General features: G+C 50.4%; 13 protein-coding genes. 9 read left to right on the top strand and 4 right to left on the bottom strand.

All coding sequences use genetic code 11. The annotated features are described in order from the left end of the window. Nucleotides 1–440 precede the first annotated feature (440 nt). The 6 genes from HMPREF3096_RS04305 to yjeJ all read left to right on the top strand — a co-directional run bounded on the left by HMPREF3096_RS04305 (nt 441) and on the right by yjeJ (nt 6,239). Nucleotides 441–830 (top strand): hypothetical protein, encoded by a 390-nt coding sequence (locus HMPREF3096_RS04305; protein ID WP_032731758.1) that lies wholly within the window; start codon nt 441–443, stop codon nt 828–830. A gap of 60 nt (nt 831–890) precedes the next feature. Beyond that, complete coding sequence (locus HMPREF3096_RS04300) at nt 891–1,280, top strand: hypothetical protein (RefSeq protein WP_070544316.1); 390 nt, start codon at nt 891–893, stop codon at nt 1,278–1,280. 66 nt (nt 1,281–1,346) lie between these two features. Continuing rightward, nucleotides 1,347–1,736: a hypothetical protein gene (locus tag HMPREF3096_RS04295; protein ID WP_032731754.1), complete on the top strand. Its 390-nt coding sequence runs from the start codon at nt 1,347–1,349 to the stop codon at nt 1,734–1,736. A gap of 214 nt (nt 1,737–1,950) precedes the next feature. Continuing rightward, the gene (locus HMPREF3096_RS04290) at nt 1,951–3,237 is read left to right on the top strand and encodes an HlyD family secretion protein (RefSeq protein WP_032731752.1); all 1,287 of its coding nucleotides are present in this window, start codon (nt 1,951–1,953) and stop codon (nt 3,235–3,237) included. Then, on the top strand, nt 3,230–5,347 hold the full coding sequence (locus HMPREF3096_RS04285) for a peptidase domain-containing ABC transporter (RefSeq protein ID WP_032731750.1): 2,118 nt from the start codon (nt 3,230–3,232) through the stop codon (nt 5,345–5,347). Before HMPREF3096_RS04290 ends, HMPREF3096_RS04285 begins: the two co-directional genes overlap by 8 nt. A gap of 25 nt (nt 5,348–5,372) precedes the next feature. Further along, on the top strand, nt 5,373–6,239 hold the full coding sequence (gene yjeJ, locus HMPREF3096_RS04280) for a YjeJ family protein (RefSeq protein ID WP_032731748.1): 867 nt from the start codon (nt 5,373–5,375) through the stop codon (nt 6,237–6,239). Between the two features lie 42 nt (nt 6,240–6,281). Here the strand turns inward: yjeJ and HMPREF3096_RS04275 are convergent, their stop codons facing one another. The 3 genes from HMPREF3096_RS04275 to HMPREF3096_RS04265 all read right to left on the bottom strand — a co-directional run bounded on the left by HMPREF3096_RS04275 (nt 6,282) and on the right by HMPREF3096_RS04265 (nt 8,873). Continuing rightward, nucleotides 6,282–6,635: a DUF4156 domain-containing protein gene (locus tag HMPREF3096_RS04275; RefSeq protein WP_022064658.1), complete on the bottom strand. Its 354-nt coding sequence runs from the start codon at nt 6,633–6,635 to the stop codon at nt 6,282–6,284. A 260-nt stretch (nt 6,636–6,895) separates the two neighbouring features. Further along, nucleotides 6,896–8,542 (bottom strand): chaperonin GroEL, encoded by a 1,647-nt coding sequence (groL, locus tag HMPREF3096_RS04270; RefSeq protein WP_008807218.1) that lies wholly within the window; start codon nt 8,540–8,542, stop codon nt 6,896–6,898. Nucleotides 8,543–8,579: 37 nt separating this feature from the next. Further along, nucleotides 8,580–8,873: a co-chaperone GroES gene (locus HMPREF3096_RS04265; RefSeq protein WP_003855929.1), complete on the bottom strand. Its 294-nt coding sequence runs from the start codon at nt 8,871–8,873 to the stop codon at nt 8,580–8,582. 232 nt (nt 8,874–9,105) lie between these two features. On the opposite strand from HMPREF3096_RS04265, the gene yjeH reads away from it, so the two are divergent. After that, nucleotides 9,106–10,356: an L-methionine/branched-chain amino acid transporter gene (gene yjeH / locus HMPREF3096_RS04260; protein ID WP_012543132.1), complete on the top strand. Its 1,251-nt coding sequence runs from the start codon at nt 9,106–9,108 to the stop codon at nt 10,354–10,356. A gap of 51 nt (nt 10,357–10,407) precedes the next feature. Here the strand turns inward: yjeH and HMPREF3096_RS04255 are convergent, their stop codons facing one another. Further along, nucleotides 10,408–10,884 (bottom strand): FxsA family protein, encoded by a 477-nt coding sequence (locus HMPREF3096_RS04255; RefSeq protein ID WP_022064659.1) that lies wholly within the window; start codon nt 10,882–10,884, stop codon nt 10,408–10,410. Nucleotides 10,885–11,222: 338 nt separating this feature from the next. Here HMPREF3096_RS04255 and aspA point away from each other — a divergent pair, with 338 nt between their 5' ends. Together aspA and HMPREF3096_RS04245 are read left to right on the top strand one after the other, a co-directional pair. After that, on the top strand, nt 11,223–12,659 hold the full coding sequence (gene aspA / locus HMPREF3096_RS04250; protein WP_002885424.1) for an aspartate ammonia-lyase: 1,437 nt from the start codon (nt 11,223–11,225) through the stop codon (nt 12,657–12,659). A gap of 115 nt (nt 12,660–12,774) precedes the next feature. After that, nucleotides 12,775–14,076 (top strand): anaerobic C4-dicarboxylate transporter, encoded by a 1,302-nt coding sequence (locus tag HMPREF3096_RS04245; protein ID WP_008807221.1) that lies wholly within the window; start codon nt 12,775–12,777, stop codon nt 14,074–14,076. Nucleotides 14,077–14,107: the final 31 nt, after the last annotated feature.

Genomic DNA, 14,107 nt, shown 5'->3' with positions numbered 1-14,107 from the left:
CAAAAGTTCGATTTATTCAACAAAGCCCTTACACCAGTTCAAGCGTAAGTAACAAGGAGCTCACATTACCAATGACTGCCAGATATAAGGCTGCAACCACTGTTGGCAATATCGGCCCAGGAACGGCAAATACGGGCATGACGGTAACCATCGATCAGGATTGATAAGCAACTGTAATAACAAAACCCTCATCTATTGTTGAGGGTTTTGTTTTGTGATGAATTTTTAATATGAATTATTAATTCACATTGCATGAGAATACAGGACCACTTAATTTGTGCGGGAATTTTATGGCAGATAATTTGCTGATAGTGTCCATTCCTCTGCCATCAGAAAACGAATATCTGTACTAATAATATTTATATTAGCTATAGCTATAGGGAGCGTTTCTCCGGCTCTGAAAAACGGAGATTACATTTAACTCATAAAGGAAATAATAAATGAAAGAATTATCTATCATGGAAATGGGTTATGTCTCTGGTGCTGCTGATACCCCAGGGTGGGGTACTGGCTATACCTGGGACTTTAGTTCTACCCAGAGCGCAATTATCTCCCTTGCCAACAACCTCTTTCAGGCTGGAGCAGGCCTGATTGTTGGTGGCGTAGGCGGAACACTTGGCGGTATGGCGACAGGTGCTGCCATCGGCGGAAATACCGGCGGTATGTTAGGCTTCGGTCTGATTGGTGCTCTAGGTGGTGCCATTGTCGGCGGTATTGCTGGCCTGGTTGGTGGCCTGACCGCAGGGCTTTTTGGTGGTTTTGACACCGTTATGCAAATTGCAGAAGACGTACTTTATGCTGGCTTTAATGGCACCTTAGTATTCTGGTAATACAAGACAAATACTAAAACTACCATACGAATCGAAAAATATTATGTGAAGGATATCATAATGAAAGAATTATCTATTATGGAAATGGATTACGTCTCTGGTGCTGCTGATACCCCAGGATGGGGCACCGGATATATCTGGGACTTTAGCTCTGCCCAGAGTGCGATCACCTCTCTAGCCAACAATCTCTTTCAGGCAGGTGCAGGTCTGATTATCGGTGGGGTAGGCGGAACACTCGGCGGCATGGCAACAGGCGCCGCCATCGGCGGCAATACTGGCGGCAATCTCGGATTCGGTCTGATTGGTGCCTTGGGTGGTCCCATCGTCGGTGGTATTGCTGGCCTGGTCGGTGGTCTGACTGCGGGCTTATTCGGCGGTTTCGATACCGTTTTTCAAATTGCCGAAGACGTACTGTATGCGGCCTTCAATGGTACGTTTGTTCTCTGGTAAGCAAACCGAACCAAGCAGATCCTAATTTAGGATTTTTATAACTTTCTTATTGCAAAGGAATTCGCAATGAAAGAATTATCAATGGTCGAAATGGATTGCGTCTCTGGTGCTGCTGATACACCAGGATGGGGCACCGGATATATCTGGGACTTTAGCTCTGCCCAGAGTGCGATCACCTCTCTAGCCAACAATCTCTTTCAGGCAGGTGCAGGTCTGATTATCGGTGGGGTAGGCGGAACACTCGGCGGCATGGCAACAGGCGCCGCCATCGGCGGAAATACCGGCGGTATGTTAGGCTTCGGTCTGATTGGTGCCTTGGGTGGTGCCATCGTCGGCGGTATTGCTGGCCTGGTCGGTGGCCTAACTGCAGGCCTTTTTGGTGGTTACGATACTGTCTGCCAAATTTTCGAAGATGTATTGTACGCAGGGTTCAACGGTACTTTAGTATTTTGGTAATTTAATCAAAATACTATATCGTCAGCTGGGCCGCTGGTCTGGTTGGTGACTTAACCACTGACGTCTTTAGGGGGCTCAATATCGCTTCCCAGATTACTGAAGACATGTTATATGCGGTTTTTAACGCCACGTCTGTACTCTGGGAAACATAAATGACCCCCTTCATAAGGCCCGCCCTCGGGCCTTTTCTCTCCCATTAAAAAAGTAGACACATATGGCACAAAATATTTATCGCAAGGAAGCGATCGAATATAAAAAATATCACTGGAAGGGCAAAGCACTTCTGTTGGCAGGGATGCCTGCCTGGCTAATTACCCTGCTGGCGTGTACCTTTTTAATCGTCCTAATATTCATGCTGATTTTTTTTAACTATACCCAGCGCATTAATGTGTATGGTGAAGTCGTCACGTTACCGCACTCCATCAACGTTTTTGCTCCGCAACAGGGTTTTGTCGTTAAGCAATTTGTTAACATCGGTGATGTTGTAAAAAAAGGAACTCCGCTCTACGAACTTGATGTCTCCAGACATACCACCAGTGGTAACGTTAGTCTGGCTATGACAGAGGTGATCGATGAAAAAATCAGTAATGCAAAAGAAATTATTCAGAAGATTACCGAAAACAAAAAAGAAACTGTTGATGCGCTAAATGACCAGCTCACCAGCGTAGAATCTTCTCTACATGAAACCGTGCGTATGTTGGCAAATACTCAAGCTGGCCTGAAAAAGATGCGTACCAATCTTTCCAGCTACGATGACTATCTTAAAAAGGGGCTAATTACTAAAGATCAGTATAATTATCAGCATAACCTTTATTTTCAACAGCAGAGTTCCTACCAATCGCTTACCAGCCAAAAAATGCAACTGGAGACGCAGTTAACACAGCTTAAGAGCGATATGGTGACTAAATCTGCTGATTTTGATAACCAGATCTCAAGCCAAAAGAACCAAATCAATGACTATAAAAATCAGCGTGTCGAGTCTAGCGCAAACGACAATGCTATCATTAAAGCAACTGCCGACGGAAAAATAGAATCATTAGCAGTGACTAGCGGTCAAATGGTTGATCGTGGCAGCAGCCTTGCACAGATTAAGCCCATCGGGAATGTTGAATATTATCTAATGCTTTGGCTACCTAACAATAGTATTCCCTATATTAAGGTTGGGGACACCATAAATATTCGTTATGAAGCCTTTCCTTCAGATAAATTTGGACAATTTCCTGGTAAGGTAGCGACTATCTCAACGGTTCCTGCCTCTCGACAAGAGTTACAAGAGTATAACAACGTTGGTAATGCGGCTAACCAACAAGATATCACTTTATATAAGGCCTTAGTATCTATAGAAGACAGTTCATTTCGCTATAACGATAAAGTTTTAACACTTTCAAACGGACTAAAAGCAGAAGCAACTGTCTTCCTGGAAGAGCGACCACTTTATATGTGGATGTTTACTCCTTTCTATAAAATCTCTCACAGTGTAAATGGGCCGATCAATGATTAACGAATTATTTGACAAAATTACTTCTCGCGTAAATTTTTCGTTACGTCGAAAAGCCCCTATTATATTGCAATCCGAAGGCTCAGAATGTGGCATTGCATGTCTGGCAATGATATGTGGCTACCATGGTCTCGAAATTGATTTATTTAATTTTCGTCATCGTTTCGGTAGCGCAACGCAAGGTGCAACACTATTATCACTTAGCAAAACGGCCGAACAAGCGCAACTCAAAAGTCGCGCGCTTTCTCTTGATCTTGATGAAATCCAACAATTGAAACTACCCTGTATTTTACATTGGGATTTAAATCATTACGTAGTACTAGTAAAACGCAAGAAAAATAGTTTCATTATTCACGATCCGGCAATGGGTAAACGTGTTATAGGCATAAAAGAAATGTCAAATCACTTTACCGGCGTTGCACTTGAATTATGGCCTGATAACAACTTTCAGCAGGAAAAAGCAAAAAGTCGCTTACGCCTCATTGACCTGATGAAAAACATCAGTGGTCTAAAAAATGCTTTGCTTAAAATTTTTGCTTATTCGGTTGTTGTTGAAGCAATCAACCTGCTATTACCCATTGGCACCCAACTGGTAACCGACCATGTAATTATTGCTCACGATGAAAGCCTTTTAGCTGTCATCTGCATCGGTTTAGTAATGTTTACGTTATTTCGGACGTTCATCAGCATGTTACGTGCATGGACCTCATTAACATTAAACACCTTAACCAGTATTCAATGGAAAACTACGCTATTTGATCATTTAATGAGCCTGCCACTCTCTTTCTTTGAAAAGCGGCATCTGGGTGATATTCAATCACGTTTTTCTTCATTAGATACAATTCGCTCAACGTTTACTAACAGCATCATCTCCGGATTGATAGACCTGATCATGACTGTTGGCTTAATCATCATGCTGACGCTGTATGGCGGATGGTTGGTCTGGGTAGTGATCGGGTTTACTCTGTGTTACGCCATCATGCGTCTGGCGACTTACCAGTTCTATCGCCGAGTGGCGGAAGAGCAGGTTGTAAAAGGCGCGCGTTCCAGCTCACATTTTATGGAATCATTGTATGGCATCTCTACAATCAAGGCTCTCGATCTTAAAGGGCGGCGTTCGGAACATTGGCTTAACATCAATATTGAAGCCTGTAATGCTGGTATTAAACAAACACGCTTCGATATGCTATTCGGTGGTATAAACACCTTAATTACATCAATAGATCAGGTCGTTATCCTGTGGTTAGGGGCAGTCATGGTTATTGATAACGAAATGACGCTTGGGATGTTTATGGCATTTAATGCCTTCCGTGGCCAGTTCTCGCAACGAGCGTCAAGCCTGGTGGACTTAAGTATGCAGCTACGCATGCTCTCTTTACATAATGAACGCCTCTCTGAGATCGTTTTCACCGAGCCTGAAAAAGAACTCCCGGCCAGGCGTATATTTGAAGAGAATAGAGGTGTCGCCCTCAACGTTCAAAACTTGAGCTATCAATATGATCCGTTTACCAAGCCAATTTTCAGCGATCTTAATATTAATGTCCTACCTGGCGAATCAATTGCGCTGGTCGGTCCCTCAGGTATTGGCAAAACGACGCTCTTGAAAGTGATGTGTGGTCTTCTGACCCCCACTCATGGGGAAGTCGTTGTTGAAGGTTTAGATATCTCAAAAATTGGTTTAAATAACTATCGCATGAGTACAGCTTGTGTATTGCAGGAAGATCGCCTGTTTTCTGGCTCAATTGCGGATAATATCTGTAGTTTTGAAGATAACCCTGACATGGAGTTTGTGATGCATTGTGCCAAACTCAGCAACATTCATGATGAAATCATGAAGATGCCAATGGGATACGAAACCCTGGTTGGGGAATTAGGCCTGGGGATCTCTGGTGGACAGAAACAGCGTCTGCTTATCGCTCGTGCACTTTATCGTAAGCCAAATATTTTATTTATGGATGAAGCTACCAGTCACCTGGATTTGGCTAATGAATCTTATATTAATCAGTCCATATCATCGTTAAGTATTACTCGTATTATCGTGGCACACCGGCCATCAACAATTGCTTCAGCAGATAGAATCATCGATCTCTCTAGCAAAAACATTCATAAATAATTGTTAATCTCAAGGAAGGAGAAAAATGAATAACCTCATTAAAGGCATCAATACCGGAACTATCATGCATGAAGGACATTTATTAGCGATTGTTCTCAAAGTCCGCAATAGTGATGGCATTGATGAATGTTATACAATGCAGCATACGGTCATTCGTGATTTTTTATTAATTACGCAGAATAGACTAATGGCGGTAATGGAGCGACTGCAAAAAGACGGTGAAAAATATAAAACTGTTCTCATCGCGGAAAGCCAGGCTCTTATTAGTCAGTCACCAGTTATGCAACAGGAAGACGTCGAATGTCCCGATCCTGCAAAGCGCATCATGTCAATCGCTTTAAAGAAAGATAGTGAAACCTTTACCATCATCGCTGCTTTACAAAGCGAGCAAATTGTTACCTTACGCTTCAGTAATGGTCAGGCAGAGATCATATTACGCGCAATGATTCAGGCACTACAAAACTCCGGTGATAAAGAAGCGATTCTTCATTTCAGCGGAACCCTTGATTTTATTATGCTCTACGACTGCGAACTTGATGAAAGCGCGACCATGAATTATCAACACTATTCTCATGATGAATGGCGAAAGGCGTTATTTCCCAATCATGTCGCCATTCTGTTTAGCTACCACACCGATGATGGTGAGAAACTACTATGCGGATGTATCGTCAAGACCTACCTCAACGCTAACGTTCAGCAAATTCAAAATGTTGCATTACGTATAATGCACCTTATACCTAAATTTCGCGGATATAACGATAAGCATCAGATAAAACGGACGTTTATGCATGACCTCCCTGCCGAAGATGGACAGACGTTATCGGCCGAACAAGGCTTAAAATTCCTGAAAAACTACTATCAGGAAACTAAAGTCTCTTTAGGGATTAAATAACACCACGCCTCTCTCCGCGCTCGCAGAGAGAGGCGTCACGCATCAGTTCGGGCACTTATAAACCTGGCCGTTCATTTCGCTGTCGGTAGGTACAAAGCTCGACAGCAGATTCTGCGTCGGGCTGCTGACGCCGTAAATCACGTTGCCGCCCATCGCTGCCGCCTGGTTACGCAGAGCGTTCGCCGCACCGCGCATAGAACCACCCTCATCGCCATTCTGGCCGGAGAGCCAGTTGCTCTGTTTACCCGTCGCGGTCCCTAACAGCTGACACTCTGCGCCCGGCTTCTCCTGCACGAAGCGCACACTCTGGCCGGCAGAGGTTAATTCATTGCTGGAACTGCAACCTGCCAACAGTAAGGCTGCGCCGACAATCCCTGCTAAATATTTTACCTGCATGTTATTCCCCATGATCGATGAGCTGGACGCACTGGCCCGGATGTAAATCTGTCATCCTTCAAACTGCGTCGGCATGAGCCGCGTTCATTTCCTCCCCGGTCGCGCTTGTCAGTTCACGCCCGAAACGGAGGTGCTTGCCGCTCTGATGCAGCTTAAATGATTTTTATGTATAAGCCTTATACTAAAAAGCGCGCCAAAAGAAAAACCCCCAGCCATTGCTGGCCAGGGGTTTCTGCTTTTTTATGCCGTAGAGCGCACGATTACATCATGCCGCCCATACCGCCCATGCCGCCCATACCGCCAGCAGCACCTAAATCAGGCGCGTCGCCTTTCGGCAGGTCGGTCACCATGCACTCGGTGGTGATCATCAGACCAGCCACGGATGCCGCGTACTGCAGAGCAGAACGGGTCACTTTGGTTGGGTCCAGGATACCGAAGTCGATCATGTTGCCGTATTCTTCAGTTGCTGCGTTGTAACCGTAGTTACCGTCGCCAGCTTTCACGTTGTTAGCAACAACAGACGGCTCTTCACCGGCGTTGGACACGATCTGACGCAGCGGCGCTTCCATTGCGCGCAGCGCAACTTTGATACCGACGTTCTGATCTTCGTTCTGACCGGTCAGGCCAGCGAGTTTCGCCGCAACGCGAACCAGCGCTACGCCGCCGCCAGCCACCACGCCTTCTTCAACCGCAGCACGGGTTGCGTGCAGGGCGTCGTCGACGCGTGCTTTTTTCTCTTTCATTTCAACTTCGGTAGCCGCACCGACTTTGATTACTGCCACGCCGCCAGCCAGTTTAGCGACACGTTCCTGCAGTTTTTCACGGTCGTAATCGGAGGTCGCTTCTTCGATCTGCTTACGGATCTGAGCTACACGGCCCTGGATTGCAGACTCTTCGCCAACGCCATCGATGATGGTGGTGGTGTCTTTGTTGATAACCACGCGTTTCGCCTGGCCCAGATCTTCCAGAGTCGCTTTTTCCAGCTCCATACCGATCTCTTCAGAGATAACGGTACCGCCAGTCAGGGTAGCGATATCCTGCAGCATGGCTTTACGACGGTCGCCGAAGCCCGGTGCTTTCACCGCAGCCACTTTAACGATGCCGCGCATGGTGTTAACCACCAGGGTCGCCAGCGCTTCGCCTTCAACGTCTTCAGCGATGATAACCAGCGGTTTGCCCGCTTTCGCTACGGCTTCCAGAACCGGCAGCATTTCGCGGATGTTGGAGATTTTTTTATCAGCCAGCAGGATGAACGGGCTTTCCAGCTCAACGGCACCGGTGTCCGGCTTGTTGATGAAGTACGGAGACAGGTAGCCGCGGTCGAACTGCATACCTTCAACTACGTCCAGTTCGTCTTCCAGACCGGTACCGTCTTCAACGGTGATCACGCCTTCTTTACCGACTTTATCCATCGCTTCCGCGATCAGTTTACCGACGGTTTCGTCGGAGTTAGCGGAGATGGTACCAACCTGAGCAATCGCTTTAGAGTCAGAGCACGGTACGGACAGCGCTTTCAGTTCTTCAACGGCGGCAATGACAGCTTTGTCGATACCACGTTTCAGATCCATCGGGTTCATGCCTGCTGCAACAGCTTTCAGGCCTTCGTTCACGATAGCCTGAGCCAGCACGGTTGCGGTGGTGGTACCGTCGCCTGCCGCGTCGTTCGCTTTAGAGGCAACTTCTTTCACCATCTGCGCACCCATGTTTTCGAACTTGTCTTCCAGTTCGATTTCACGAGCAACGGAAACGCCATCTTTAGTGATGGTCGGCGCGCCGAAGGATTTGTCCAGAACCACGTTACGGCCTTTCGGGCCCAGGGTCACTTTAACTGCATCTGCCAGTACGTTTACGCCGCGCAGCATTTTTACACGAGCGTCGTTACCGAATTTTACGTCTTTTGCTGCCATTTCTTTTATTCCTCAAATTCGTTCAGGGTCGTGCGAATTACGCTTCAACAATTGCCAGGATGTCGCTTTCGGACATGATCAGCACTTCTTCGTTGTCGATCTTCTCAGACTTCACGCCGTAGCCATCGTTGAAAATCACGATGTCACCAACTTTAACGTCCAGCGGCTGCACAGTTCCGTTTTCCAGAATGCGGCCTTTACCGACAGCGATGATTTCGCCACGAGTTGATTTAGCTGCCGCAGAACCGGTCAGAACGATGCCGCCTGCAGATTTGGTTTCAACTTCTTTACGTTTGACGATCACACGATCATGTAACGGACGAATACTCATTGATAGCTCTCCTTCGAGAAAGTCATTATCAGTTATGGGTGACGCCGGGCCGAACGCGGTTTACCGGCTAGTGCAGAGAGAGATGGGGGTGGCCATTTCCCGCTTCAAGGGCAAAATCAAAAAAAATTTTTACCTTTGCGCTAGCGCGCAAAAAGCAGCGCTATCGGCCAATGCGTCATAAGGAAAAGCGATTGTGATACTCTCTTTTTTTTCACTGGCGCAGGATGGAATCATGAGTGGTTTAAAACAGGAGTTGGGACTGGGACAGGGAGTCGGATTACTTTCCACCTCATTGCTAGGTACCGGCGTCTTCGCCGTCCCGGCGCTGGCGGCGCTGGTCGCTGGCGATAACAGTCTGTGGGCATGGCCGCTGCTCATTCTCCTTGTTTTCCCGATTGCCATCGTCTTTGCCCTGCTGGGCCGCCATTTTCCCAGCGCGGGCGGCGTGGCCCACTTTGTCGATATGGCATTTGGCCCACGTCTGGCCAGCGTCACCGGCTGGCTGTTTTTATCCGTTATCCCGGTCGGACTCCCCGCCGCGCTGCACATCGCCACCGGCTTCGGCCAGGCGCTGTTCGGCTGGCATGATGCGCAGCTACTGTTGGCGGAGCTGGGCACCCTGGCCATCGTCTGGTGGATCGGTTCGCGTGGCGCCAGCTCCAGCGCCAACCTGCAGACGCTGGTTGCCGTGCTGATTGTGGCGCTGATCGTCGCCGTCTGGTGGCGTGGCGGGATAAGCCCGGCGCAGATCCCCTTCCCCGCCCTGACGGAGATCGACCATGGTCAGCTCTTCTCCGCGCTATCGGTCATGTTCTGGTGCTTTGTCGGTCTGGAAGCTTTTGCTCACCTGGCCTCGGAGTTTAAACATCCCGAGCGTGACTTCCCCAGGGCGCTGATGATAGGCCTGCTGCTTGCCGGTTCGGTCTACTGGGCCTGTACCGTGCTGGTGCTGCACTTCCACGCCTTTGGCGAGGAGATGGCGGCGGCCGCGTCGCTACCGAACATCGTGGTCCGTCTGTTCGGTGTCGAAGCGCTGTGGGTGGCCTGCGTCATCGGCTATCTCGCCTGTTTCGCCAGCCTCAACATCTATATTCAAAGCTTCGCCCGCCTGGTCTGGTCGCAGGCGCAGCATAAGCCCGAAAGCTACCTCGCACGGCTGTCGCCACGGCAGATCCCGCGCAATGCCCTCAACGCCGTGCTGGGCTCCTGCGTGGTCAGCACCCTGTGTATCTATTTGCTCGATATCAATCTGGACGCGCTGATCGTCTATGCCAACGGCATTTTCATCATGATCTACCTGCTGTGCATGCTGGCCGGCTGTCGTTTGCTGCGCGGGCGCTATCGGCTATTGGCGGTGGTGGGCAGCATTCTCTGTCTGCTGCTGCTGGCGATGGTCGGCTGGAAAAGCCTGTACGCGCTGGTGATGCTGGCGGGGCTGTGGCTGTTTTTACCCAGGCGCAAGCTGGCGACGGGAAGCGTGTAGGCCTGGAAAGAAAGCGGCCCGGTCGCATCTGCTGACCGGGCCGGGCGTGTATTAATCGCGGGGATCGTCCTTATGGTCCAGACGGTCGCGCTGTTGATCCTTACGCTGGAATTCCCCTTCGAAGGTCTCACCGCCGCCAGTACCGGCGCTAAAGCCGCCGCCCGGCATCCGGCTGAAGCGCAGATGCGGCATCAGCTTCATCGTCAGGTGCTTCTGCACTGGCGGCAGCAATAGCAGCAGGCCAAGGAAGTCGGTAAAGAACCCCGGGAGCAACAGCAGCAGACCGGCAATAATCAGTGAAACGCTCTTGATCATCTCCGCCGCCGGGCTCTCGCCTGCGGCCATCTTCTGCTGCATCAGCAGGAAATTTTTGAAGCCCTGGTTACGCACCAGCGACATCCCTACCACCGAGCTAAAGATCACCAGGATTAGGGTCATAAAGACGCCCAGCACGTGCGCGACCTGAATAAAGATCGATATCTCAATGTAAACGTAAAGAAAAAAGGCAATAAACGGAATCCAACGCACCGGCGTCTCCTTCATCTAACGGGCGCTGAGCTCAGCCCCCGTAATCATCAATTTGCTGATCGCATCCCACTAAGATGGGGATGCTGCGCGGCTTTTCAATCAGCGGAAATGCTTATTTTTTCCAGCAATAGGAAAGCGGTGACCCATTTCACAGATTAATAAATCTTCTCACACCCGCGATGTAATAAGTGATCAAGCTTACTGATATTCGCTATCATCAGCATATGATCTTGGGCACCAGGCCGGTTAAGGAAATAATCGTCGGCCAGAAAATATACTGAATCCTGGATATTCTGTGTATTTGGTGAATTCATTGGCAGCTTGAAAAGAAGGTTCACATGTTAAACAACATTCGTATCGAAGAAGATCTGTTGGGCACCAGGGAAGTTCCCGCGGACGCTTACTACGGCGTTCATACTCTGCGAGCGATTGAAAACTTCTACATTAGCAACAGCAAAATCAGCGACATACCAGAATTCGTGCGCGGCATGGTGATGGTGAAGAAAGCCGCCGCGCTGGCGAACAAGGAGCTGCAGACCATTCCCAAAAGCGCGGCAAATGCGATAATCGCCGCCTGTGACGAAGTCCTCAATAACGGCAAATGCATGGACCAGTTCCCGGTCGATGTCTTCCAGGGCGGGGCCGGCACCTCCGTAAACATGAACACCAACGAAGTCCTGGCGAACATCGGCCTCGAGCTGATGGGCCATCAGAAAGGCGAATACCAGTACCTGAACCCAAACGATCACGTCAACAAATGCCAGTCCACCAACGATGCCTACCCGACCGGATTCCGCATCGCGGTGTATGCCTCCATCCTGAAGTTAATCGATGCGATTAAACAGCTGGGCGAAGGCTTCCAGGCGAAAGCCGTGGAGTTCCAGGACATTCTCAAAATGGGCCGCACCCAGCTGCAGGACGCGGTGCCGATGACCCTCGGCCAGGAGTTCCATGCCTTCAATGTGCTGCTTAATGAAGAGACCAAAAGTATTCTGCGCACTGCGGAGCTGCTGCTGGAGGTGAACCTCGGCGCCACCGCCATCGGTACACGCCTCAACACCCCGGACGGCTATCAACAGCTGGCGGTGCAGAAGCTGGCGGAAGTGAGCAACTTACCGGTCGTTCCGGCGGAAGATCTGATTGAAGCCACCTCGGACTGCGGGGCGTACGTTATGGTTCACAGTTCGCTGAAACGCCTGGCGGTGAAACTGTCCAAGATCTGTAACGACCTGCGCCTGCTCTCTTCCGGTCCACGCGCAGGCCTCAACGAAATCAACCTGCCGGAGCTGCAGGCGGGTTCCTCTATTATGCCGGCGAAGGTTAACCCGGTAGTGCCGGAGGTGGTCAACCAGGTCTGCTTTAAAGTCATCGGCAACGACACCACGGTGACCATGGCCTCCGAAGCTGGGCAGCTGCAGCTGAACGTGATGGAGCCGGTGATCGGCCAGGCGATGTTCGAATCCATACATATCCTGACCAACGCCTGCTACAACCTGCTGGAGAAATGCGTTAACGGCATCACCGCCAATAAAGCGGTATGTGAAGGCTACGTCTACAACTCAATCGGCATCGTCACCTACCTCAACCCGTTTATCGGCCACCACAATGGCGATATCGTCGGCAAGATCTGCGCCGAAACCGGCAAGAGCGTGCGGGAAGTGGTGCTGGAGCGTGGGCTGCTGACGGCGGCGGAGCTGGATGATATTTTCTCCGCGCAAAACCTGATGCATCCTGCTTATAAAGCGAAGCGTTATACCGATGAAAGCGAACAGTAATCTTTCCGGTTAGTCATTGAAAGGCATGTCAGCGATGACATGCCTTTTTTGCTTTTTAGTTTTACTAAAATACAACAATCCAATATCAACTTGTTAAAAAACAAGGAAGGCATATATGTTTGGTGCAGAACTGGTTATTGTCCTGCTGGCGATTTATCTCGGCGCCAGGCTCGGCGGCATTGGTATCGGCTTTGCCGGTGGCCTTGGCGTCCTTGTCCTGACGCTTATTTTTCAAATCAAACCGGGTGCGATCCCCTTCGACGTTATTGAAATCATCATGGCGGTCATCGCCGCTATCGCCGCCATGCAGGTCGCCGGCGGGATGGATTACCTGGTCAGCCTCGCCGAACGGATGCTGCGCCGCCACCCGAAGTACATTACCTTCCTTGCCCCGCTGGTGACCTGGTTTATGACCGTACTCGCCGGCACCGGCCATACCGCCTTCTCCACGCTGCCGGTGATCACCGAAGTGGCCAAAGAGCAAGGCATTCGCCCATCTCGTCCGCTGTCGATTGCGGTCGTGGCCTCTCAGATAGCGATCACCGCCTCGCCTATCTCCGCGGCGGTGGTGTTCTTTGCCGGGATCCTTGAGCCGCTGGGCGTTAGCTACCTGACGCTGCTGGCCATCTGTATTCCGGTCACCCTGCTGGCGGTAATGCTCACCGCGATTGTTTGCAACTTCCTCGGCTGCGAACTGAAAGACGATCCCATTTACCAGGAGCGGCTGGCCAAGGGGGAAGTTAGACTGCGCGGCAGCCAGGTGTTTGAGCTGAAGCCGCACGCCAAACGCTCTGTCCTCCTGTTTTTGATCGGCATCGTGGCGGTGATGTTCTACGCCACGGCCATCAGCGATACCGTCGGCCTGATTAAGAACCCGGTGCTGCCGCGTAACGAAGCGATCGTGGTGTTTATGCTGACCATCGCCACCCTGATTAGCATCACCTGCAAAATCGACACTGGCGAAGTGCTCAACGCCAGCACCTTTAAATCCGGGATGAGCGCCTGCGTCTGCGTCCTCGGCGTCGCCTGGCTGGGCGATACCTTCGTTAAAGCGCACATCAGCGATATCCAGGCCGTGGCCGGCGACCTGCTGCACAATTACCCATGGCTGCTGGCGGTGGTGCTGTTCTTCGCCGCCACGCTGCTCTACTCACAGGCAGCCACCACCAAGGCGCTGATGCCCGCCGCGCTGCTGCTCGGCGTCAGCCCGCTGACGGCGATCGCCTCGTTTGCCGCCGTCTCGGCACTGTTCGTCCTGCCAACCTATCCGACCCTGCTGGCGGCGGTGGAGATGGACGACACCGGCTCGACGCGCATCGGCAAATACGTCTTTAACCACGCCTTCCTGATCCCTGGCGTTATCGCTATCACGCTGTGCGTGATCCTGGGCTTTATCTTTGGCGGGATTATGCTGTAAATACCGCTGGCGGCGGGCCCCGCGCGGGCCC

This window comes from Klebsiella sp. HMSC25G12, from assembly GCF_001807705.1.
GTDB classification, from domain to species: domain Bacteria; phylum Pseudomonadota; class Gammaproteobacteria; order Enterobacterales; family Enterobacteriaceae; genus Klebsiella; species Klebsiella variicola.
This window is presented reverse-complemented; position numbering and strand designations above follow the sequence as displayed.

What these genes read in the sequence shown, in the direction of transcription:
- HMPREF3096_RS04295 (WP_032731754.1), top strand. Translation starts at nt 1,347, where the DNA reads ATGAAAGAATTATCAATGGTCGAAATGGATTGCGTCTCTGGTGCTGCT.
- HMPREF3096_RS04285 (WP_032731750.1), top strand. Translation starts at nt 3,230, where the DNA reads ATGATTAACGAATTATTTGACAAAATTACTTCTCGCGTAAATTTTTCG.
- HMPREF3096_RS04275 (WP_022064658.1), bottom strand. Translation starts at nt 6,635, where the DNA reads ATGCAGGTAAAATATTTAGCAGGGATTGTCGGCGCAGCCTTACTGTTG.
- yjeJ (WP_032731748.1), top strand. Translation starts at nt 5,373, where the DNA reads ATGAATAACCTCATTAAAGGCATCAATACCGGAACTATCATGCATGAA.
- HMPREF3096_RS04305 (WP_032731758.1), top strand. Translation starts at nt 441, where the DNA reads ATGAAAGAATTATCTATCATGGAAATGGGTTATGTCTCTGGTGCTGCT.
- yjeH (WP_012543132.1), top strand. Translation starts at nt 9,106, where the DNA reads ATGAGTGGTTTAAAACAGGAGTTGGGACTGGGACAGGGAGTCGGATTA.
- aspA (WP_002885424.1), top strand. Translation starts at nt 11,223, where the DNA reads ATGTTAAACAACATTCGTATCGAAGAAGATCTGTTGGGCACCAGGGAA.
- HMPREF3096_RS04300 (WP_070544316.1), top strand. Translation starts at nt 891, where the DNA reads ATGAAAGAATTATCTATTATGGAAATGGATTACGTCTCTGGTGCTGCT.
- HMPREF3096_RS04290 (WP_032731752.1), top strand. Translation starts at nt 1,951, where the DNA reads ATGGCACAAAATATTTATCGCAAGGAAGCGATCGAATATAAAAAATAT.
- HMPREF3096_RS04265 (WP_003855929.1), bottom strand. Translation starts at nt 8,873, where the DNA reads ATGAGTATTCGTCCGTTACATGATCGTGTGATCGTCAAACGTAAAGAA.
- HMPREF3096_RS04245 (WP_008807221.1), top strand. Translation starts at nt 12,775, where the DNA reads ATGTTTGGTGCAGAACTGGTTATTGTCCTGCTGGCGATTTATCTCGGC.
- groL (WP_008807218.1), bottom strand. Translation starts at nt 8,542, where the DNA reads ATGGCAGCAAAAGACGTAAAATTCGGTAACGACGCTCGTGTAAAAATG.